This window comes from Mesorhizobium sp. B1-1-7, assembly GCF_006442705.1.
In the GTDB taxonomy this organism is placed as follows: Bacteria; Pseudomonadota; Alphaproteobacteria; order Rhizobiales; family Rhizobiaceae; genus Mesorhizobium; species Mesorhizobium opportunistum.
This window is the reverse complement of sequence record NZ_VFWQ01000013.1, coordinates 108153-127916: the sequence shown is the minus strand read 5'-3', so window position 1 is coordinate 127916 and position 19764 is coordinate 108153. Positions and strand designations below refer to the sequence as shown.

Genomic DNA, 19764 nt, shown 5'->3' with positions numbered 1-19764 from the left:
ATGGTCGAAATCATCTGTGTCGTCGATGCCGGCGCCGAACTGGGCGAAGGCACGCTCTGGGATCCCAAGGCCGGTGTTCTCTGGTGGATCGACATCTGGAAGAAGCTGATCCATCGCTACGATCCGGCGACCGGCAAGGACGAGGTCTTCGAGACACCGGAATATCTCGGTTGCCTCGGCCTGCGCGAGAAGGGCGGCCTGGTGCTGACCATGACCGACGGCTTCCATTTCTTCGATCCCGTCACCGGCAAATTCGAGGCGATCGTCGATCCGGAAGCGCATATGCCGAAGACCCGCTTCAACGACGGCAAGCCGGACCGCCAGGGCCGCTTCTGGTCGGGCACCATGTTCGAGGTGCCGGGCAAGCCGATCGAATTCATCGGCGCGCTCTATAGGCTCGATCCCAACCTTTCCGTCCACAAGATGATCGACGGCATCGGTTGCTCCAACGGGCTGGCCTGGAGCCCGGATTCGAAAACCATGTATTTCTCCGACAGCCACGCCGGCGCGGTCTGGGCCTATGATTTCGACCCGGCCACCGGCGACATCGAAAACCGCCGCACCTTCATTGACATGACGGTGACCGGCGGCGTCGCCGATGGCGCGACGGTCGACGCCGAGGGCTGCTACTGGGTCACCATCCCGGTTACCGGCAAGGTCTGCCGCTACGACCCGGACGGCCGCCTGATGCAGACCGTGCTGCTGCCGACCGACCTGCCGACCTGCTGCGAATTCGGCGGCAAGGATCTCGACATCCTCTATGTCACTTCGGCGGTGCTCAGGCGCCCGGCCGGTCATTTCGTCGGCCAGAAGAATCCGGGCGGACTGTTCGCGCTCGATGTCGGCGTCAAGGGCCTGGCCTTGCCGGCGTTCAAGGGCTGACCGGTTAAACGGCCGACATGACCAGCGGCGTCTCTACCTTCCGGACCATTCCGGTAGCGAAACGACGCTCGAGATAGCCGGCATAGAGCGACAGCGGCCAGCACAGCGCGAAGTAGATGATCGACACCGTGCCGAACACCATCACCGGCTGGAAAGTCACGGTGTTGACCTGCGTGGCGGCGCGGGCAAGCTCGGTCAGCCCGATCAGCGACGCGATCGATGTCGTCTTGACGATCTGCACCATGAAGCCGACGGTCGGCGGCAGCATCAGCCGCACCGCTTGCGGAATGATCACCAGCCGCAGCGTCCTGACGAAACGGAAGCCGAGCGCGGTGGCCGCTTCCCATTGCCCCTTGGGGATCGCCTCGATGGCGCCGCGGAAGATCTCGCCGAAGAAGGCGCCGCCATTGAGCGAGAACGTCACGGCGGCCGCCACCCACGGGTCCGGTCGATAGCCGAGGAACGAAGACCCGTAATAGGCCATGAACAGCTGGATCAGGATCGGCGTGCCCATGAAGAACTGGATGTAGCCGGTGGCCAGCCAACGCAATTGCCGGGCCGGCGCCACCCGGATCGCGGCCACGATGAGGCCGATCATGCCGCCGCCGGCAAAGGCAATCAGCGCCAGCAGGATCGTCCAGCGTGTCGCGAGCAGCAGGAACATCAGTTCGTTGGGGCCGAAGTCGCGCAGGCTCATCGCTCAGGCCTTCCAGCGGAACATGAGTTTGCCGATGCCGGCGAAGAGCAGGCTGGCGGCCTGCACCAGCACGAAATAGATGATGGCGATGACGATGTAGACCTCGAAGCTCCTGAAGGTCTGCATGACCAGATTGTTGGCGACCGCCGTCAGCTCTTCCGCCGCGATCGCGCCGACGATCGAGGTGCCCATGATCTGCAGGATGAACTGCGCCGACAGCGACGGGTAGACCGCGCGCGCCGCAGGCACCAGCACGACATGGCGGATGATGCGGTAGCGGCCGAGGCCAAGCGATTTTGCCGCCTCGATCTGTCCCTCCGGGATGGCTTCGATGCCGGCGCGCAGGATCTCGGTCGCATAGGCGCCGAGGTGGATCGACAGCGCGACGACGGCCGCCATGTTGCTCGACAGCTTGAAGCCGAACAGCGGCAGCGAGAAGAACACGAAATAGAGCTGGATCAGGAGCGGCGTGTTGCGGATCAGTTCGAGATAGGCGGCGATCGTCCAAGACAGAAAGCGCGGCCCGAAGCTGCGGCCGACGGCGCCGAGGATACCGATGGCGGTGCCGAACAGGATCGACAGCGCCGCCAGCTGGATGGTCTTCTCCAGGCCGCGCAGCAAGAGGTCGAGATGGACAAGGATCGGGCCGAATTGCAGGGCGGTTTGCATGGGCATCCCGTCACGAAAAGCGGGGCCCAGAAAGGCCCCGCGGCTTCATGGAAGTGCGATCAGAAAACCGGCAGCACCGGCAGCGGCTGGTTGCGGTACTTCATCGACAGCGCATCCAGCGTGCCGTCGGTCTTCATGGCGAACAGCCAGGTGTTGATCCACTGCCGCAGATTGTCGTTGCCCTTGGCGACGCCGATGCCGAAGTAGAAGGTCTTCAGCACGTATTTCTGTTCGAACGCGTCGCCGTTCTGCGCCTTCTTCAGATAGATCTCGCCATAGTCGCCGCCGCCCATGGCGTCGATCTGGCCCGATACCATCGCCTGCAGCAGCGAGGAATAGTCGTCGAAGCGCAGGATCTCGATGCCCGGATTGGTCTCGGCGGCCTTGGTCAGCAGCCCGTCCTCGCCGGTGCCGCGCGTCAGGCCGACCTTCTTGCCGACCAGGTCGGCGACGCCCTGGATGCTGGTGCTCTTCGGCGCGATCACCACCGCCGACTGTCCGGCATAGGGGATCGAATAGTCGATCTGGATGGCCCGTGCCGGGGTGATCGAGAAGATCGATATCACCGCGTCGACCTGCTTGGTCAGCAGCGCCGGGATGCGGCCGGGCGAGGTGACGGTGACGAATTCGACGGGCACGCCGAGCGCTTCGCCCATCTTGTTGGCGACCTCGATGTCGAAGCCGGTCGGCTTCAGATTGGCGTCGAGAAAGCCGTAGGGCGGCGTCGTGGTGTCGATGGCGACGACCAGCTTGCCGCGCGAGATGATATCCTCGACCGACTGCGCCGAAGCGATCGACGGCAGCGCCAAAAGCGCCAGCACAAAGCCGGCCAGCAAGGCGCCGGCCCCTCCCAGGAAAGTCCGCATGTTTTCCTCCCATGCATTTTTTGAGCGCCTCGTGTCGGCATCGCTCGCGCGGGGCGCAGGCCGCGCGACGACGTAAATTTTTGCTCGCTGACATCCCCTTGCAAAATCGGGGCGCAGCACTCCTCCGCAAATATAATGGTATGCTATTATAATATTTAAGACCTGTCCATGAGCGCTTCAGCCCGATACATGGTAACGGTACCATACTGCATCGTACTGATACGTCCAGTCAACCGCTCATGAGCCTATAGGAAGGTCTGCACGGCCGTCAGCAATGTTGGAAGCGATGAAAACTAGATCAGGCCCGACATGTCGGAAAAGGCCATGGCCTTGCGCAACAGCTCGGCGAAGCGTTCGCCGGCCACTTCGCGCGGGCCGCTGTTGTCGATCGAGGTGACGCCAGGACCGGACAGTGTGACATTGGCGCTGCGTGCCAGCCGCGCCAGCACTTCGCCGCGCGACTCGCGGCCGCGCATCGCCAGCCGCTCGGCCAGCACATCCGGCGAGGCGGTGATCTCGACTATGGCCAGGTTGGCGTAGCGTTCGCGCAACACCGGAATGACCGCGCGCGACACGTTGGCCACCGCGACACGGCCGTTGGCCACCGACCAGTCCACATCGGCGGGCAGGCCATAGCGCAGGCCATGCGCCTCCCAGGAGATGGCGAAGGCGCCGTCGCCCTCGGCCTCGACGAAGGCGGCGTCGGCCAGCGTGTCGTGATCCTCGCTCGCCGCATCGCACGGCCTGGTGATGACGCGGCGGACGAACTCCAGCCGGGTCTCATCGGTGAACAGCGCGCGGGCGTAGCCGATCACCGTGTCCTTGCCGGCGCCGCTTGGGCCGACGATAGCGACGAAAACGCCATGGCGGATCGGAAACGTTTCGGCGAACAGTTCACGCTCGATCAAGGCCGACACCATCATGCAACCCGCAGTCCCTGCCGCCAGACGGTGCGCACCACCGGAACATGGTCGTCGACGCGCACGCGCACCAGGTCGGCGCGCCGGCCCTGCTCGATGATGCCGCGGTCATTGAGGCCAACCGCTTCGGCCGGGTTCTTCGAAACCATGGCGACCGCCTGCGGCAGCGAGATGCCTTCGACCACGTCGCCGAGGAAGAAGGCGGACTGGATCAGGCTGAAGGGAATATAGTCTGACGACAAGATGTCGAGCAGGCCGTCGCTCGCCAGCGTGCGGGCCGAGACATTGCCCGAATGCGAGGCGCCGCGCATGACGTTGGGTGCGCCCATCAGCACGCCGAGCCCGGCCTCTTTCGAAGCGCGCGCGGCTTCTTGCGTGGTCGGGAACTCGGCGACGCGCACGCCCTGTTCGATCGCCTCGCCGACATGGCCGATGGTTGCATCGTCATGGCTGGCCAGCACGATCCCGCGCTCCTGGCAGGCGGCGGCGATATGCACCCGGTTCGGCCTCGAATTGAGCGCCGACTCGCTCATCCGCTTCTCGCAGAATTTCTGGAAGTCGCGATCCGTCAGCTTCAGCTTGCGCTGGTAATAATAGGCATAGGTTTCCAGATTGACGAACTGGCGCTGTCCTGGGGCATGGTCCATCAGCGATGCCAGCTTGACCCGCTCGTCGCCGTCGAAATTGGCGAAAGCCTTGAGGCAGTCCGGCGCCGAAACCTCGCAGCGCAGGTGGATGAAGTGGTCGGCCCGCAACCGATCCTGCTGGACACTGTCCTCGATGGCATCGGCCAGCTTGCGGATGTCGGCGGAGGTGAGATCGGCATCCTCGTCCATGCCGACGCGCAGGGCGTCGAGCACGGTGGTGATGCCGGCGGTCGCCACCTGCGCGTCATGGGCAAGAACGGCGGCGATCGGGTTCCAGCGCACCTTCGGCCGTGGCGCGTAATGGCCCTCGAGATGGTCGGTGTGGAGTTCGACCAGCCCGGGAATGATGTAATCGCCGCCCATGTCCTCGCCGGCCATATTCCCGCCGGTTTGGCCAGTGCCCGCATCGATGCCGGCGATAAGCCCGTCGCGCAGCACCAGCGAACCCTCGACGATCTCGTCGGCAAGCACGATGCGGGCATTGGAAAGAACGGTCTCGGCGGTCATTTCAGGCAATCCTTGGTTCTTCCGGTCGGAACTGTTCCGGCTCAGGCGGTCTTTCTGGCCGGGCCGCGCCCAAGCGCGTGATGGGAAAGCACCATGAACGGTGCCCCCGGTTCGAGTTCGACGAACAGCGTCAGCGCATCCACCAGCACCGGCTGCGAAAGCACCTCCGCGAACAGGCTGTCGATTGCTGCACGCAGACGTGGGCTTTCCTGTGGCCCGGCCCGGCCGGACAGCGTCATGTGGAAGCGGAAGGTCTCGAAGACATAAGGGTAACCCCACTGGCACAGGTTGCGAAACTCGGCCGGCTTCAGCGAATCCGGGCTGCGCCGCTCGATCTCGGCCTCGGTCAGCGGCGCGCGGAACCGGTCGAAATCGCGCACGACGTCATCGGCGAAACGGTTGAGCGGCGGCAGCGGCCCTTCCGGCACGAGCGCGAAAAAACTGTCGATCTGGCTGACGACGAGACGCGGGATCGTCACCACCGGCGTTGCTTCGGCAAAATGGTCGAGTGCCGCGCGCAGCGAGGCCTCGGTCTCGTTGGCCGCCAGGCGGAAGGGCGCCTTCAGCGTCGCGTGGAAGCCGTAGCGGCGCGCCGAAGCGGTGTGGAAGGCAACTTCCGCCGCCGACAAATCGGCCACCGCCTCGACCGGCTTCGTCGCGGCGCCGAACGGGTCGCGGCCTAGCCAGTTGGCGGCGATCCGCGCCAGCGGTTCGTCCTGCCGGGGGGTGAAATAAATGGCATAACGCATGAAAAATCCTCGTCAGTCTCGCTGCCATAGGCGATTTCCATGACGGATTGACGAAGCTTTGAAGGGTTTTCGATGGCAAATCGACCCCTGTCGGTCCTTAGCCGACGATTTTTCCGAGCTGGACCAGTGGCTTCGGCCGAAAACCCGGAACGGTCAGGCCTTCATCAACCATTCGTGCTCGGGCGCATTGTGGAATTTCCACGTCCGCTTCGGTCCGGCCATGACGTTGAGATAATAGAGGTCATAGCCATGGCAGGCAGCGCAGGGATGGTAGCCCTCGGGCACCAGCACGACATCGCCGTCCTCGATCGCCATCGCCTCGTCGAGCGCGCGATGGCCGCTCTTGTCGGCGTCGGTGTAGACGCGCTGGAAGGCAAAGCCCTGCGGCGGGTTGAGGCGATGATAATAGGTTTCCTCGAGGTAGGATTCGGCAGGCAGATTGTCCTGGTCATGCTTGTGCGGCGGATAGCTCGACGTGTGGCCGCCCGGCGTGATCACCTCGACCACCAGCAGCGAGTCCGCCGGCTGGCCTTCCGGCAGGATGTTGGTGACGTAGCGCGTGTTGGTGCCCTTGCCGCGCACCTCCTGACCGAGATCGTCGGGTCCGATCACCCGGACCGGCAGGCCGCCGCCGAGGCCCGGTGCCGAACAGACGGCGAGTTCCAGTTCGGTGTCCGCCGTCACCAACCAGTCCGATCCCTGCGGCACATAGACCGACCATGGCTTGCCCTCGAAGGGCGACATACGTTCGCCGAGCAGGCCGAGGTCCTTGCCGCCGGCTTTCACCTTGCCCTTGCCGGTCACGAACACCAGGCAGATTTCGCGGTCGTCCGTGTTTCCGGAAGCCGTTTCGCCCGGCTTCAGCCGATGCAGGTCGAAACCGACATAGGTCCAGCCGGCGCTTTCCGGCGTCACATGAGCGACGCGGCCATGGCCCTTGTCGGCTTTGACGAGCAGCTTCGACATTTTTTGTCTCTCCTATCGCAGATATTCGAGGTGCGCCGAGGCCCCCGCCTTCGTCATCCTGGGGTCTGCGCCGCGTCGCTTCGCTCCTTGCTCCGCCCCAGGATGACGAAGGCGGGGGGCGTTTCAGCCAATCTCCAACGCACGCGACCCGTTCCGCGCCCAACGGGCCCTCTATTCCTTCGGTTCGGCCTCGGCCGGCGCCTTGCTCTCGTCCGCCGGCTTGTAGAGGTAGAAAAACTGCCAGACGCCGTAGCCGGCGAAACCGAGCGCGATGACGCCCCAGAACGGGGTGCCGGTGGCGAACTCGATGATCGACCAGATGACGCAGACCGCGACGACGGCGACACGCCGCCAAAGCGGGCGGAAGAAGGGGTGCTCGGAATCTTTCATCGGGCCAACCTACAGCAACCTGCTTCGCCGTGAACCCATCGCGTCAGGCATTCGGAAAACCCTGGGTTTCGACCGTATAGCCGGCGGCGGTCATCACTCGCATCAGCTCCTTGTGGCCAAGCTGCGCCATCTTCAGCGGCGGGTTCTTCTTCGGGTCCTGCTCGGCCTCGACCACGAACCAGCCCTCATAGCCATGGTCGGCGAAGCGCTGCACGATGGCGCCGAAATCCAGCGAGCCGTCGCCCGGCACCGTGAAGGCGCCGAGCGCCACCGCGTCGAGGAACGATTGCTTGGTGCGATCGAGCTTGTCGATCACCCCCATGCGCACATCCTTCACATGCACATGGCTGATCCGCTTGTGGTGGTTGTCGATGGCGCGCAGCACGTCGCCGCCGGCGAAGGCCAGATGTCCGGCGTCGAGCAGCAGCGGAATGCCTTCGCCGGAATGGCGCATGAAGGCGTCGAGTTCCGGCTCGGTCTCGACCACCGCCGCCATATGGTGGTGATAGGAGAGCGGCATGCCTTGCCCGGCGCACCATTCGCCGAACGCGGTCAGGCGCTTGGCATAGGCCTTCATCTCGTCGTCCGAGAGTTTCGGCTTGGTGGCCAGCGGCTTGGAGCGGTCGCCCTGAATCGAGCGGCCGACCTCGCCATAGACGATGCAAGGCGCGTTGACCGCCTTGAACAGGTCGATCATCGGCTGGATGCGATCCTGGTTCTTTGCCATCTCCTCGTCGACCAGCGTGCCGGAAAACCAGCCGCCGCACAGCGTCACGTCAGCCTTCTTCAGGATCGGCAGCATGACAGCGGGGTCGTTGGGAAAACGCCGGCCCATCTCCATGCCGGTGAAGCCGGCCGAACGCGACTGGCGCAGGCATTCTTCCAGCGACACGTCATCGCTGAGTTCGGCAAGATCGTCGTTCCACCATGCAATGGGGGACATGCCCAGTTTGGCTTTCAAGTTTTAGCTCCGGTTTCTTGTTCACCCTCCCCCTTGTGGGGAGGGTCGCTGCGCAGCAGCGGGGTGGGGGTCAGCGCCGATATCAATCGCCAACGCTCTGCATCTGCCGCTTCTCGTCATAGGCCTTGCGCGCCGCGTTGACCTGGGGCCGCGCCGACACTTCCGGCACCGCCACATCCCACCAATGGCCGCCGGCATCGGTGGAGGCCAGCGGGTCAGTGTCGATGACCAGCACCGTGGTGCGGTCGTTTGCCTTGGCCTTTTGCAGCGCATTTTCCAGCCCGGCGATCGACGGCACTTTTTCGGCGATCGCGCCCAGGCTCGCCGCGTGCGCGGCGAAGTCGATGTCGGGCAGGATCTCGTGGCGCGAGTCCTTCAGGAGGTTGTTGAAGTTGGCGCCGCCGGTGGCCATCTGCAGCCGGTTGATGCAGCCATAACCCCTGTTGTCGAGCACCAGGATGGTGAGCTTCAGGCCGAGCATCACCGATGTGGCGATTTCGGAATTCATCATGAGGTAGGAGCCGTCGCCGACCATGACGACGATCTCCCGGTCGGGCTTGGCCATCTTGGCGCCGAGCCCGCCGGCAATCTCGTAGCCCATGGTCGAGAAGCCATATTCGCCATGGTACGAGCCGGGCGCTCCCGCCTGCCAGAGTTTATGCAGTTCACCCGGCAGGCCGCCCGACGCGTTCAGCAAAATCACGCCTGACCCCATTGCACGCTGCACGGCGCCAATCACCTGCGCATCCGAGGGGAAGGCAGCGTTGGTCGAGGCCGTCACCTTCGAGGCGTCAACCTGCCAGGCCTTCTTCCCGGCAGCGGAATTGTCGGTCCAGGAGGAAGGCGCTTTCCAGCCGCCCAGCGCCGCACCCAGTTCGGCCAGTCCTTCGGCCGCGTCGGCCACCAGCGGCAGCGCGCGGTGCTTGCCGGCATCGAAAGGCTGCACGTTGAGCCCGATGATGGTCTTGCCGGAGTTCTTGAACAGCGCCCACGAACCGGTGGTGAAATCCTGCAGGCGCGTGCCGATGGCCAGCACCACATCGGCCTCTTCGGCCAGCCGGTTGGCGGCAGACGTGCCGGTGACGCCGACCGCCGCCATGTTGAGCGGATGATTGTCCGGCAGCGAGGATTTGCCTCCTTGCGTCTCGCAGACCGGGATGCCGGCACCTTCGACGAATTTCGCCAGTTCATCGGAGGCCTGCGAATAGAGCACGCCACCGCCGGCGATGATCAGCGGCTTCTTCGCGCCCTTGAGCGCCGCCACCGCCGCTGCCAGTTCGCCGCGATCCGGGCGTGGCCGGCGCTGGTGCCAGACCCGCTCGGCGAAGAAGCTCTCGGGATAGTCATAGGCCTCGGCCTGCACGTCCTGGCAGAGCGACAGCGTCACCGGGCCGCACTCGGCCGGATCGGTCAACACCTGCATCGCGCGGCTCAGCGCCGGGATGATCTGTTCGGGCCGGGTGATGCGGTCGAAATAGCGTGACACCGGGCGGAAACAGTCATTGACCGTCGCCGTGCCGTCGGAAAAGTCCTCGGCCTGCTGCAGCACCGGATCGGGAATGCGGTTGGCGAAGACGTCGCCCGGCAAAAACAGGACGGGCAACCTGTTTACGTGCGCCAGTGCCGCCGCCGTCACCATGTTGAGCGCGCCCGGGCCGATCGAAGAGGTCGCGGCCATGAAGCGGCGGCGGAAATTGGCCTTGCCATAGGCGATCGCCGCATGCGCCATCGCCTGTTCGTTATGGGCGCGGAAGGTCGGCAATTCCTGCCGCACCTGGTAGAGCGCCTCGCCGATGCCGGCGACATTACCATGGCCGAAGATCGCCCAGACGCCACCAAAGATCGGAACCGTCTTGCCGTCGATCTCGGTCAACTGGCGGCTGAGGAAGCGGGTCAGCGCCTGCGCCATCGTCAGGCGGATTGTCTTGCTCATGGTGTTTTCCTCCGCGGTCCTGCGTCGCGTCTTGTTAAGCTGCGCTCTTCTTATGCTGCTTTGCGGCCGCGCGCGGCAAGCCACGCTTCGGTCAGCTGTTCGAAGCGCGATGCCATGTCGGCGATGGCCTCGTCATCCGACATCTTGCCGGCCAGCCATTGTTCGGCCGCGTGGACGAAGATGGTCCGGCCGACGGCAAAGCCCTTCACGATCGGTGCCTTGGCGGTGGCGGCGAAGGCTGCTTCCAGCTCGTCCTGCGGTGCTTCCAGCCCAAGCAGCACGATGCCGCGGCACCAGGGATCGTGTTTCAGGATGACGGCTTCGATCCTGGCCCAGGCGCCGCTCGATGCCTGCGGCTCGAGCTTCCACCAGTCCGGTTTGATGCCGAGCGCATAGAGTTCCTCCAGCGCGCGCGGGATCGTTGTGTCGTCGAGCTTGCCGTGCTTGCCGGCGATGATCTCGATGAGAAGCTCCCGGCCGACTTTCCGTGCGGCTTCGAACAGCGCGCGCAGCTTCTGCTGCTGTTCTTCCTTGAGCGCCGCCGGGTCGTCCGGGTGGTAGAAGCACAGGCACTTGATGCAGTGATCGACAGGCCATTCGGTGAGCTGCGAGCCGATGTCCTGCGAGAATTCGAAGCGCAGCGGCCGCGAACCGGGCAATTCGACCGGCCGGCCGAGCCAGGCGAAGGGATGGCGGGCGAATTCGAACATCGCCTCGCGGCCATGTTTCTCATCGATCAGCATGCCGTAGCCGTCGCGCCCGGCGGCGACCTTGGCCGCAGCCTTGACCGCCAGCACCTTGAAATCGCGGATGCGCGCCGGATCGGCGCCGGCCTTCGCGGCGACATCCTCGAGCTGGATGCGATGGTCGCAGGCGAGCGCCATCAGCGAGGGAACGTCGCGCCGGCGGGTTGTCGCCCAATGAATGTGGTTGATCGCCTCGTCCTTGCGCAGCGCCCGATGCTTGCTGCCGTTCTTGAGGAAGAACTGCAGCTCCTCGAAGGTCGGATATTCCGGCGCGCACAGCAGCCGCGAGACGGCGAAGGCGCCGCAGGCATTGGCCCAGGTCGCCGCCGTTTCGAAGTTCTCGCCGCCGAGCCAGCCGCGCAGCAGGCCGGACATGAAGGCGTCGCCGGCGCCGAGCACATTGTAGATCTCGATCGGAAAACCCTTGCCGACGATGCCGTCTTCCAGATCGTCGCTGATCGGCCCGTCATAGACGATGCAGCCCATGGCGCCGCGCTTGAGCACGATGGTCGCCGAAGACAGCGCGCGGATCGTCTTCAGCGCGCTCAGGCAGTCGTCGGCGCCGGACGCGATCATGATCTCTTCCTCGGTGCCGACGATGAGATCGCAATCGGGCAGCACCGTCTTCAGCCGGGCCGAGACGCGGTCGGACTTCACATAGCGCTCGAAGCCCTCGGCATGGCCGGCGAGGCCCCACAGGTTCGGCCGGTAGTCGATGTCGAAGACCACCTTGCCGCCCTTGGCTTTCATGATGCGGATCGCCTTGCGCTGGGCGGCGTCGCTGTTGGGGCGCGAAAAATGCGTGCCGGTGACGACGATCGCGCGCGCCGAGGAGATGAACGCTTCGTCGATATCCTCTTCGGCCAGCGCCATGTCGGCGCAGTCCGAGCGGTAGAAGATCATCGGCGAAACGCCCTCATCCTCGACCGAGAGCAGCACCAGCGCGGTCAGGCGCTCCTTGTCGGTCTTCAGGCCGTCGGTGTTGACGCCTTCGCGCTTCAGCTGCTCGCGGATGAAGCGGCCCATCTGCTCGTCGCCGACGCGCGTCAGCAGTGCCGAGCGCAGGCCGAGCCTGGCCGTGCCGACCGAGATGTTGGCCGGGCAGCCGCCGACCGACTTGGCGAAGGAGGTGATGTCCTCCAGCCGCGAGCCGATCTGCTGGCCATAGAGGTCGACCGAGGCACGACCGATGGTGATGACGTCGAGCGGCGCCTGTCTTGCGTCCACGGCTTCGCTCATTGGAACCTCCCGTCGGTCTTGTTGTCATGAACAACATTGTTTGGGTAACACGCGCGAGCGGCAGCGTGGCGCCGGCAATATGAAATAATAATTCCAATCCATAGTCAATATGGAATGAGCATTCCCAGGCTGAAAAGTACGGAAGCATGATCCCCGACCGAAGCCGCGGCAAGCGATCGGCTGGGTCCGGTTTCTGGCCCGGCCGCGTCGCGTCAGGACAGGCTCAGGCCTTGCGCTTGCGGCTGACGTCGCGCCGTTTCTCGCCGACCCCGACGGTCAGCGCCATGGCCAGCGCCATCGTTGCCGACAGCGAACGGAAGCCGGCGAAATCCGCCTCGGCAACCTCGAACCACACGCTGGCGAACTGGGCAAGCGGCGAAAACGAGCTGTCGGTGATGGCCACGATCGGCACGCCCTGCTCGGAAATGGCGCGGGCTTCCTCGATGGTGGCCGGCGCATAGGGCGAGAAGCTGATGGCGATGACGGCGTCCGCCGGCGTGGCGAAGGAGACCATCTCGGCGTTCAGGCCGGCCGCCGATTCGATCAGCTGGTTGCGGATCTTCAACTTGCCCAGCGCATAGGCGATGTAGCTCGCCACCGGGTAGGAGCGCCGCTTGGCCAGCACATAGATGGTCTGAGCCTTCGCCAGCAGTGAAATCGCATCTTCAAGGTGCGCGTCGTCAAGCGTGCGCGAAATGTCGTTGAGCGAGGTGCTGGCGGCGGCGACGAAACCGTCGAAGATTGCCCGGTGGCCGGCGCCGGCATCGGCCTTGGCGCGCAGCGCCTGCAGCCGTTCGTCATAGGACGAGTTGCGCTCGCGCAGCCGCTCGCGAAACACCTGCTGCAGGCTGGTGAAGCCGTCGAAGCCAAGCTGCTGGGCAAAGCGGATGAGGGTGGAGGGCTGCACGCCGGCCGAAGCGGCGATGCTGGCCGCAGTGCCGAAGGCGATGTCGTCGGGATTGTCGAGCGCATAGGCGGCGATCTGGGCGATACGCTTGGGCAGGCTTTCGCGCCGATCGAGGATCGTGGCGCGCAGCGTCTCGAAGTCGCGAGGTACCCGTTCGTCCATCGTCGGCCCGTCCAAGCTTGTCCAAAGCGCGTCACGTCGAAGCGGTTTCAGTCGGCGCGCTTTAGGCCGTTTGATCCCATGCATGTCGTTGCCCCAAAACCACTGCGCACTTTGGGCGACATGCACTGGAAGCGTCCTCTGTGCCCCATCATAGCGAGCCTGCGCAAGAACACCATAAAAAATGAGGCAGACATTCCATTCCCGATAAAAATGGACTAATTCATCCACGCAACCTTTCTGTCAGTGGAGGAACGAGGGAAGATGGTCGGCGTAGGTCTTATCGGCACCGGGTTCATGGGCAAATGCCACGCCATCGCGTGGAGCGCCGTCGGTGCCGTCTTTCCGGACGTGGCCAAGCCACGGCTCGTCCATCTCGGCGAGGTCAATGAGGACTTGGCCCGGCGCAAGGCCGGCGAGTTCGGCTTCGAGAAAGCGTCCGGCGACTGGCGCGCGGTCGTCAACGATCCGGAGGTCGATGTCGTCTCGCTGACCACGCCCAACCAGTTCCATCCGGAAATGGCCATCGCGGTTCTTCAGGCCGGCAAGCATCTGTGGTGCGAAAAGCCGATGGCGCCGAGCTTCGCCGAGGCCGAGGCGATGGCGGCAGCGGCCAGCAAGTCAGGCAAGGTCGCCGCGCTTGGCTACAACTACATCCAGAGCCCGGCCATCCGTCACATCGGCGCGCTGCTCGACGAGAAGATCATCGGCGAGGTCAACCATCTGCGCATCGAGATGGACGAGGATTTCATGGCCGACCCGGAAGCGCTGTTCTTCTGGAAGCACGAGGCCGCTTCCGGCTATGGCGCGCTCGACGATTTCGCCGTGCATCCGCTGTCGCTGGTCACCGCGCTGTTCGGCCGCGTCGCCAGTGTCATCTGCGACATGGCCAAACCCTATGCCGACCGCAAGCTGGCGGCGGGCGGACGCCGCGCGGTCGAGACCTATGATATCGCCAGCGTCTTGATGCATCTGGAAAACGGCATTGCCGGCACGCTGCTGGTCAACCGCTCGGCCTGGGGCCGCAAGGGCCGCATCGCCATCCAGATATTCGGCTCGAAAGGGTCGATCCTGTTCGACCAGGAGCGGATGAACGAGTTCCAGCTCTATCTCACGTCCGATCGCCCGACCGAACAGGGCTATCGGACCATCCTGGTGGCGCCGCAGCACAAGCCCTACGATCTTTTCGTGCCGGCGCCCGGCCACAGCCTGGGCTTCAACGATCTCAAGATCATCGAGTGCCACGAACTGTTGACGCGGCTTGCCGGCAAGCCGGCGCGGCTCATCGAGTTCGGTGAAGGGCTGGAGATCGAACGCACCGTGCATGCAATGGCGCGCTCCTTCGAGGAAAAGCGCTGGGTCGACGTGAGGTAGATCTGCCTCTCAAGTCCTCGAGTTGGCGGCCCGGACTTGCCGAGCGGAAAACGCATTCCTTCGCCTCTCCTCCACCACGGGTGAGCTATCCGTTCCCTGTCCAAGCCAACTCCGAGCCTTCGCGTGGGCAGTGGCGAACGCCTTCAGTCATGCAAATCTCCACGAATAGGAGGGCTGACGGGGCTGTTGACTCTGCCTATGCTCCCGAATCGACATGGGGGCTAGTTTATGACCGCAGTAAAGAAAGAAATTGATGAGGTCTGGAAAGACGACAAGATCGGTAGAAAAAATGACGCGCGCTTCATCATCGATTTTTTGATCCAGAGTGTTGATCTGCGTAAGAGGCTTGGCAAAACCGCCTCTTATGTTTTGAACATTGATAGCGAGTGGGGGAGCGGAAAGAGTTTCTTTGTCTCAAGATTTGCTCGTCAGTTGCGAGTAGAGGGCTATCTGGTTGCCGAAGTGAACGCTTGGGGAGACGATCACTCAGATGATCCCTTGGTTGCGATCATGGCCGAGATCGACAAGGTCTTGAAGCCGCATACAGGGAAGAAAGCCATCGTTAAGAAGGTCTGGGACGCTGTAAAATCAGATGGAGCACAGATAGCTGGTCGCACGTTGGTCGCGATGGGTAAATCAGCAATCCGCCGCTACACAAATTCGACGATTGATGACCTCTTGCGTGGGGAGGATGCAGGCAACGCGACACCCGCCGAAAGATCAGAGCCGGGCGCTGGAGTTATTGATGACGCAATAGCTGCCGCCGGCAAAGAGATTGAAACGCTTACTGACAAAACTGCTGACACATTGATCGCCGAATTCGTAAAAGCTAGCCAGTCGATTCAGTCATTCCGCTCGAATATGGGGCAGTTAACCTCAAAGCTTCCCGAGGCCGGGATAAAATATCCACTTTTCGTCGTGATTGATGAGCTGGATAGGTGTCGACCTTCTTACGCCGTGGCTGTGCTTGAGCGTGTGAAGCATCTGTTTGAAGCAAATGGCGTCGTCTTCGTTTTCTCGACTGACACGAGCCAGCTCCAGCACACAATTCGGGGCGCCTACGGAGGTGATTTTGACGGGCGCGGCTACCTAAGCCGGTTCTTCGATCGCCGCTATAGCTTTGCTGAACCGCGACTGGGAGAGTTTGTCACAAGCAAACTAGATTTAATCGACCTTACGAAGCTTTCCAGTCCAGCGCAAAGCGATCTTCTTGAGCCAAGTGATGTATTAAAAAACGTCATCACGACTGGCTTTGCTGCCCAAACGCCAATCCCCCTTAGGGCAATTGAACAGATAATGGATATAATGGGGTCCACGACGGCCGCATGGCGATATCCAGAAAAAATAGACCTTCCATCCCTGCTGATCCTGGCGTCGTGCTACCATCGAAGACAGAATTTCGACTACACTGCCTTCGTAACAACAATGTCATCGTGGAATGCCGATGCGGTATGGGCCCAAGTCAGGGAGTCAATGAACGTCACACAGATAGCTCTTAATGTTATGAGCCGGGCACAAAATATTCGGACAGCGCTGATGGATTCGCCTCGATCTGCCGCAGAGTCCTACGTGGAGTCAGTTTTTGCAGAGGAGTGCCACAGGCGTCGCGAGGCCGGCGGGTCGGCTCCAGCGAGCGTGCAGGCGGAACTTCAGGGGCTAATCAGGAACGCTGGTCGAATTACTAGGGGAGGGGTCTAGCGCTTCGAGAAAGTGAGGAGGTACTCCCGGTCTTAATATCAGATCGTGCCTACCGTCTCTTTACGAGCCGGCGGCCGGAGCATTCGCCTCCCAGCCGTTGACCCAGACCTGCCGCAAGCGGTCGCCTTCGCCCTTGAAGCGCAGCCCGGTCGGCTGGCAATCCGCGATGCGGTCGCTGCGGAAATTGCGGATCGCCTGGCGCAGCTCGCACCAGGCGACGATGTTGGCGGTTTCGGCGTAGTAGATGAGCGCGATCGGCCGGACGAGGCGCTCGGAGGCGCGGCCCATTTCGTCGCGATAGGAGAGGTCGAGCTTTTCCTCATCGCGGATGGCGCGGCGCACCAGCGCCAGGTCGATGGTGCCGGCCGAGGGCGCGGCGAAACCCCACGCATGCAGCGCATTGGCGTCGAGCGTCTGCCGCAACGGCGGCGGCACGGCACCGGCGATCTTGGCGCCGACACGCTTGGCCGCCTGCTTGAGCTCGTCGTCTCCCGTGCGCTCCAGCAGCGCCAGCGACAGGACGATCGCCTCCATCTCCTCGATCGAAAACATCAGCGGCGGCAGGTCGAAGCCGGGACGCAATATGTAGCCGATGCCGCGCCCGCCCTCGATCGGCACGCGCATCGCCTGAAGCGCTGCAATGTCGCGGTAGATCGAACGTACGGTCACTTCCAACTGCGCGGCGATCATCGCCGCCGTCACCGGCTGCCGCGCCAGCCGCAGGATCTGGATGATCTCGAACAGCCGCGACGCCTTGCGCATTTTCTCACCCGGCTCCGATCGCAACTGACACACCATCGTCAGTTGGGTTGACCTATAGGACTGCCTATCGGGTTGAAAATCAACAATTCCTCTGCGGTGCGCCGTCAGGAGGCGACGAGCAACTGACATGAATTATGCGGAAAATCTTTGGCTCTTCTTTATCCTCCTGTTCGGCATCATCGCCGTTCCAGGCATGGACATGCTGTTCGTGCTGGCCAATGCGCTGACCGGCGGACGCGACAGGGGGCTTGCCGCCACCGGCGGCATTATGGTCGGCGGCATGGTGCACACGCTGAACGGCGCCATCGGCGTCGGCCTTCTCATGCATTTCGTGCCGATCCTGTTCACGCCGCTGCTGATTGCCGGCGCCGCCTACATGGCCTTCATCGGCATAACGCTGATGCGCAGCTCGATCACCGTCGGCCATGACGGGCCTGCCGGCAGCCGTTCCGCATGGAAGGCGTTTCGCCAGGGTTTCGTCACCTGCCTGATCAATCCGAAGGCCTACCTCTTCGTGCTGGCCGTCTACCCGCAATTCCTGAAGCCGGACTACGGTCCGATCTGGATGCAGGCGACCATCATGGGCCTGATGACGGTCCTGACCCAGGCCGCGATCTATGGCGGGCTCGCAATATCAGCCGGCCGCAGCCGCAAGCTTCTGATCGCCAATCCGCGGGCGACCGTTCTCGCCGGCCGGGCGGCCGGCTTGCTGTTGTTTGCGGTCTCGGTGTTCACCGCGTGGGAAGGGCTGAGGACGGCGTGATCCCCAGCTAAATCGGGAACCGCCGCCCTGCCTTGTGCCCGGCCAGATCAAGCAGCGCCCGGTCGGCTCTCGATCATGGCGCGGCGTGCCGACCGGCGCCATTCGGCGGCGCCGGCAAGGCCGTGCAGCACGGTCTCGGTGGTTGCCCAGTCGATGCAGCCATCGGTGATGCTCTGGCCGTAGGCGAGCGGCTTGCCTGCCACCACGTCCTGTCGGCCGGCAACGAGATTGCTCTCGATCATGACGCCGACGATGCGCTCGTCGCCCGCCGCCACCTGCCCCGCGACATCCGCTGCCACCTTGGGCTGGTTCTCCGGCTTCTTCGAGCTGTTGGCGTGGCTGACATCGATCATCAGCCTGGGTGCGACGCCGATGCGGGCGAGTTCCAAGCTAGCCGCCTCGACGCTCGCCGCGTCATAGTTGGGCTGAACACCGCCACGCAGGATGACATGGCAGTCCTCATTGCCGGTGGTGGTCGCGATGCCGCTGCGGCCCCCCTTGGTCACCGCCATGAAATGATGCGGCTGCGCGGCGGATTTCACCGCCTCGGCGGCGATCCTGAGATTGCCGTCGGTGCCGTTCTTGAAGCCGACCGGGCAGGAGAGCCCCGATGCCAGTTCGCGGTGAATCTGGCTCTCGGTCGTGCGCGCGCCGATCGCGCCCCAGGCAACGAGGTCGGCGATGTATTGCGGGGTGGTCATGTCGAGGAATTCGGTCGCCGCCGGCAGGCCGAGATTGTTGACGGCGGAAAGGACGTTGCGCGCCATCCGCAAACCCTTGTCGATGTTGAAGCTGCCGTCGAGGTCCGGATCGTTGATCAGGCCCTTCCAGCCGACCGTCGTGCGTGGCTTTTCGAAATAGACCCGCATGACGATCTCCAACCGGTCGGACAGGGCCTCGCGCAGCGCCGCCAGACGGCTGGCATAGTCGACCGCAGCGACCGGATCGTGGATCGAACAGGGGCCGACGACGACGAGCAGCCGGTCGTCGGTCCCGTTCAGGATGGCGTGGATGGCGTTGCGTGAGGCGCTGACGGTGCGCGTCGCCGTCAGCGTGCGCGGGATCTCCCGCATCACCTGGTCGGGTGTGCTCAGTTCTCGTATTTCCTTGACCCGAAGGTCGTCTGTGGTGGTCAACACGGCTTTCTGCTCCTTTTTGGGAACCTGCCGGCTGATACAAAAAAGCCGCCAGGTCTGGCGGCTGTTCGGATGTTGTTGCTGCAATCTTCAGATCGAGCGCAATCCTCCCGCCGCCAGCGAGCTGCTAAAGTACCAATAGGTGGCGGTCAGGTGGATCATGCGGGCTCATATAGTCGAAGCCGGGACGTTTGTCACGTGGGGTGATGTGGCGATGCAGTGTCTCAGTTTGAAATGTGCTCCTGGCCTTGGGGAAACCAGATGCCACGCCGAAACCAGTTGGCCACGCCCAGATTGGGCACGACGTGATTCTGGTCGAGGTCATTCATGTCTTTGATGATCTCGATGCCGACAACATTCTCTGCAGACCCAAAGGCAAGCGAAAAAAGTTGTAGCGCGTCGGCTTCCGATTGCGCGGTGACGCCAACCCCGAGGTGGCCGCGTACCTTGATCCAATAGGGATACATCAGACGTGCTTTTGCCGCGCTAGCGGTTCGTCACGCTGACGCCCAAGGTCGAGATCGGCGCCGCGAAGCGGGGAGTCCAGCAGGAACTCCGCAAGCCTACCCTTGCGTGCGGTCTTGCGCTGCCATTCCTCGGACGAGACGACAACCACGATTGGTTTGCCGTTTCTGGTGATCGTCTGCGGCGCCGAATGCGCGCGCTCGATGACCTCTGCGAGCCAGGCTTTTGCCCCGGCGACCGTCCAATGGGTGTTCTTAGGTGCAGGCAGCATCTTAATCCCGTGACTAGGCTGACTGCGTTGACTATGTGGGAATTGCGATGCCGACGC

Annotated in this window: 20 protein-coding genes; 4 read left to right on the top strand and 16 right to left on the bottom strand. The window is 63.3% G+C overall.

The genetic code is table 11. The features are described 5' to 3' along the window. Positions 1–882, top strand: coding sequence for an SMP-30/gluconolactonase/LRE family protein (locus tag FJ978_RS22695; protein ID WP_140574167.1), 882 nt, complete (start codon positions 1–3; stop codon positions 880–882). 4 nt (positions 883–886) lie between these two features. On the opposite strand, the gene FJ978_RS22690 is transcribed toward FJ978_RS22695, so the two are convergent. The 12 genes from FJ978_RS22690 to FJ978_RS22635 all read right to left on the bottom strand — a co-directional run bounded on the left by FJ978_RS22690 (position 887) and on the right by FJ978_RS22635 (position 13241). Continuing rightward, on the bottom strand, positions 887–1579 hold the full coding sequence (locus tag FJ978_RS22690) for an amino acid ABC transporter permease (RefSeq protein ID WP_140574165.1): 693 nt from the start codon (positions 1577–1579) through the stop codon (positions 887–889). A gap of 3 nt (positions 1580–1582) precedes the next feature. Then, positions 1583–2248 (bottom strand): amino acid ABC transporter permease, encoded by a 666-nt coding sequence (locus tag FJ978_RS22685; protein ID WP_140574163.1) that lies wholly within the window; start codon positions 2246–2248, stop codon positions 1583–1585. A 59-nt stretch (positions 2249–2307) separates the two neighbouring features. Further along, positions 2308–3114, bottom strand: a complete 807-nt coding sequence (locus FJ978_RS22680) for a transporter substrate-binding domain-containing protein (RefSeq protein WP_140574161.1) — start codon at positions 3112–3114, stop codon at positions 2308–2310. A gap of 293 nt (positions 3115–3407) precedes the next feature. Beyond that, the gene (gene phnN / locus FJ978_RS22675) at positions 3408–4037 is read right to left on the bottom strand and encodes a phosphonate metabolism protein/1,5-bisphosphokinase (PRPP-forming) PhnN (protein ID WP_181176644.1); all 630 of its coding nucleotides are present in this window, start codon (positions 4035–4037) and stop codon (positions 3408–3410) included. Further along, positions 4034–5188 (bottom strand): alpha-D-ribose 1-methylphosphonate 5-triphosphate diphosphatase, encoded by a 1155-nt coding sequence (locus FJ978_RS22670; protein WP_013891731.1) that lies wholly within the window; start codon positions 5186–5188, stop codon positions 4034–4036. Before FJ978_RS22670 ends, phnN begins: the two co-directional genes overlap by 4 nt. A 41-nt stretch (positions 5189–5229) precedes the next feature. Next, entirely contained in the window at positions 5230–5937 is a 708-nt protein-coding gene (locus FJ978_RS22665; RefSeq protein ID WP_140574159.1) for a DUF1045 domain-containing protein, read from the bottom strand. A 153-nt stretch (positions 5938–6090) separates the two neighbouring features. Continuing rightward, on the bottom strand, positions 6091–6903 hold the full coding sequence (iolB, locus tag FJ978_RS22660; RefSeq protein ID WP_140574157.1) for a 5-deoxy-glucuronate isomerase: 813 nt from the start codon (positions 6901–6903) through the stop codon (positions 6091–6093). A 171-nt stretch (positions 6904–7074) separates the two neighbouring features. Continuing rightward, positions 7075–7293, bottom strand: coding sequence for a DUF3329 domain-containing protein (locus tag FJ978_RS22655; RefSeq protein ID WP_140574155.1), 219 nt, complete (start codon positions 7291–7293; stop codon positions 7075–7077). 43 nt (positions 7294–7336) lie between these two features. Beyond that, positions 7337–8254, bottom strand: a complete 918-nt coding sequence (gene iolE, locus FJ978_RS22650; RefSeq protein WP_140574153.1) for a myo-inosose-2 dehydratase — start codon at positions 8252–8254, stop codon at positions 7337–7339. An 82-nt stretch (positions 8255–8336) separates the two neighbouring features. Continuing rightward, positions 8337–10187, bottom strand: coding sequence for a 3D-(3,5/4)-trihydroxycyclohexane-1,2-dione acylhydrolase (decyclizing) (gene iolD / locus FJ978_RS22645; RefSeq protein ID WP_140574151.1), 1851 nt, complete (start codon positions 10185–10187; stop codon positions 8337–8339). Between the two features lie 50 nt (positions 10188–10237). Continuing rightward, on the bottom strand, positions 10238–12172 hold the full coding sequence (iolC, locus tag FJ978_RS22640; protein WP_140574149.1) for a 5-dehydro-2-deoxygluconokinase: 1935 nt from the start codon (positions 12170–12172) through the stop codon (positions 10238–10240). Between the two features lie 223 nt (positions 12173–12395). Next, a complete protein-coding gene (locus tag FJ978_RS22635; RefSeq protein WP_140574147.1) occupies positions 12396–13241 on the bottom strand; it encodes a MurR/RpiR family transcriptional regulator in 846 nt (281 codons plus the stop codon). 261 nt (positions 13242–13502) lie between these two features. Between FJ978_RS22635 and FJ978_RS22630 the strand changes: the two genes are divergently transcribed. After that, positions 13503–14612: a Gfo/Idh/MocA family oxidoreductase gene (locus FJ978_RS22630; RefSeq protein ID WP_140574145.1), complete on the top strand. Its 1110-nt coding sequence runs from the start codon at positions 13503–13505 to the stop codon at positions 14610–14612. Positions 14613–14840: 228 nt separating this feature from the next. After that, complete coding sequence (locus FJ978_RS22625) at positions 14841–16310, top strand: P-loop NTPase fold protein (protein WP_140574143.1); 1470 nt, start codon at positions 14841–14843, stop codon at positions 16308–16310. 60 nt (positions 16311–16370) lie between these two features. Here the strand turns inward: FJ978_RS22625 and FJ978_RS22620 are convergent, their stop codons facing one another. After that, positions 16371–17072 (bottom strand): YafY family protein, encoded by a 702-nt coding sequence (locus FJ978_RS22620; RefSeq protein WP_140574141.1) that lies wholly within the window; start codon positions 17070–17072, stop codon positions 16371–16373. Positions 17073–17199: 127 nt separating this feature from the next. Between FJ978_RS22620 and FJ978_RS22615 the strand changes: the two genes are divergently transcribed. Beyond that, complete coding sequence (locus FJ978_RS22615; RefSeq protein WP_140574139.1) at positions 17200–17835, top strand: LysE family translocator; 636 nt, start codon at positions 17200–17202, stop codon at positions 17833–17835. Positions 17836–17882: 47 nt separating this feature from the next. Here the strand turns inward: FJ978_RS22615 and FJ978_RS22610 are convergent, their stop codons facing one another. The 3 genes from FJ978_RS22610 to FJ978_RS22600 form a co-directional block, all read right to left on the bottom strand. After that, entirely contained in the window at positions 17883–18974 is a 1092-nt protein-coding gene (locus FJ978_RS22610) for a 3-deoxy-7-phosphoheptulonate synthase (RefSeq protein ID WP_140574137.1), read from the bottom strand. Positions 18975–19195: 221 nt separating this feature from the next. Continuing rightward, complete coding sequence (locus tag FJ978_RS22605; RefSeq protein ID WP_140574135.1) at positions 19196–19438, bottom strand: hypothetical protein; 243 nt, start codon at positions 19436–19438, stop codon at positions 19196–19198. Further along, positions 19438–19707: a type II toxin-antitoxin system prevent-host-death family antitoxin gene (locus FJ978_RS22600; RefSeq protein ID WP_140574133.1), complete on the bottom strand. Its 270-nt coding sequence runs from the start codon at positions 19705–19707 to the stop codon at positions 19438–19440. Before FJ978_RS22600 ends, FJ978_RS22605 begins: the two co-directional genes overlap by 1 nt. Positions 19708–19764 lie beyond the last annotated feature (57 nt).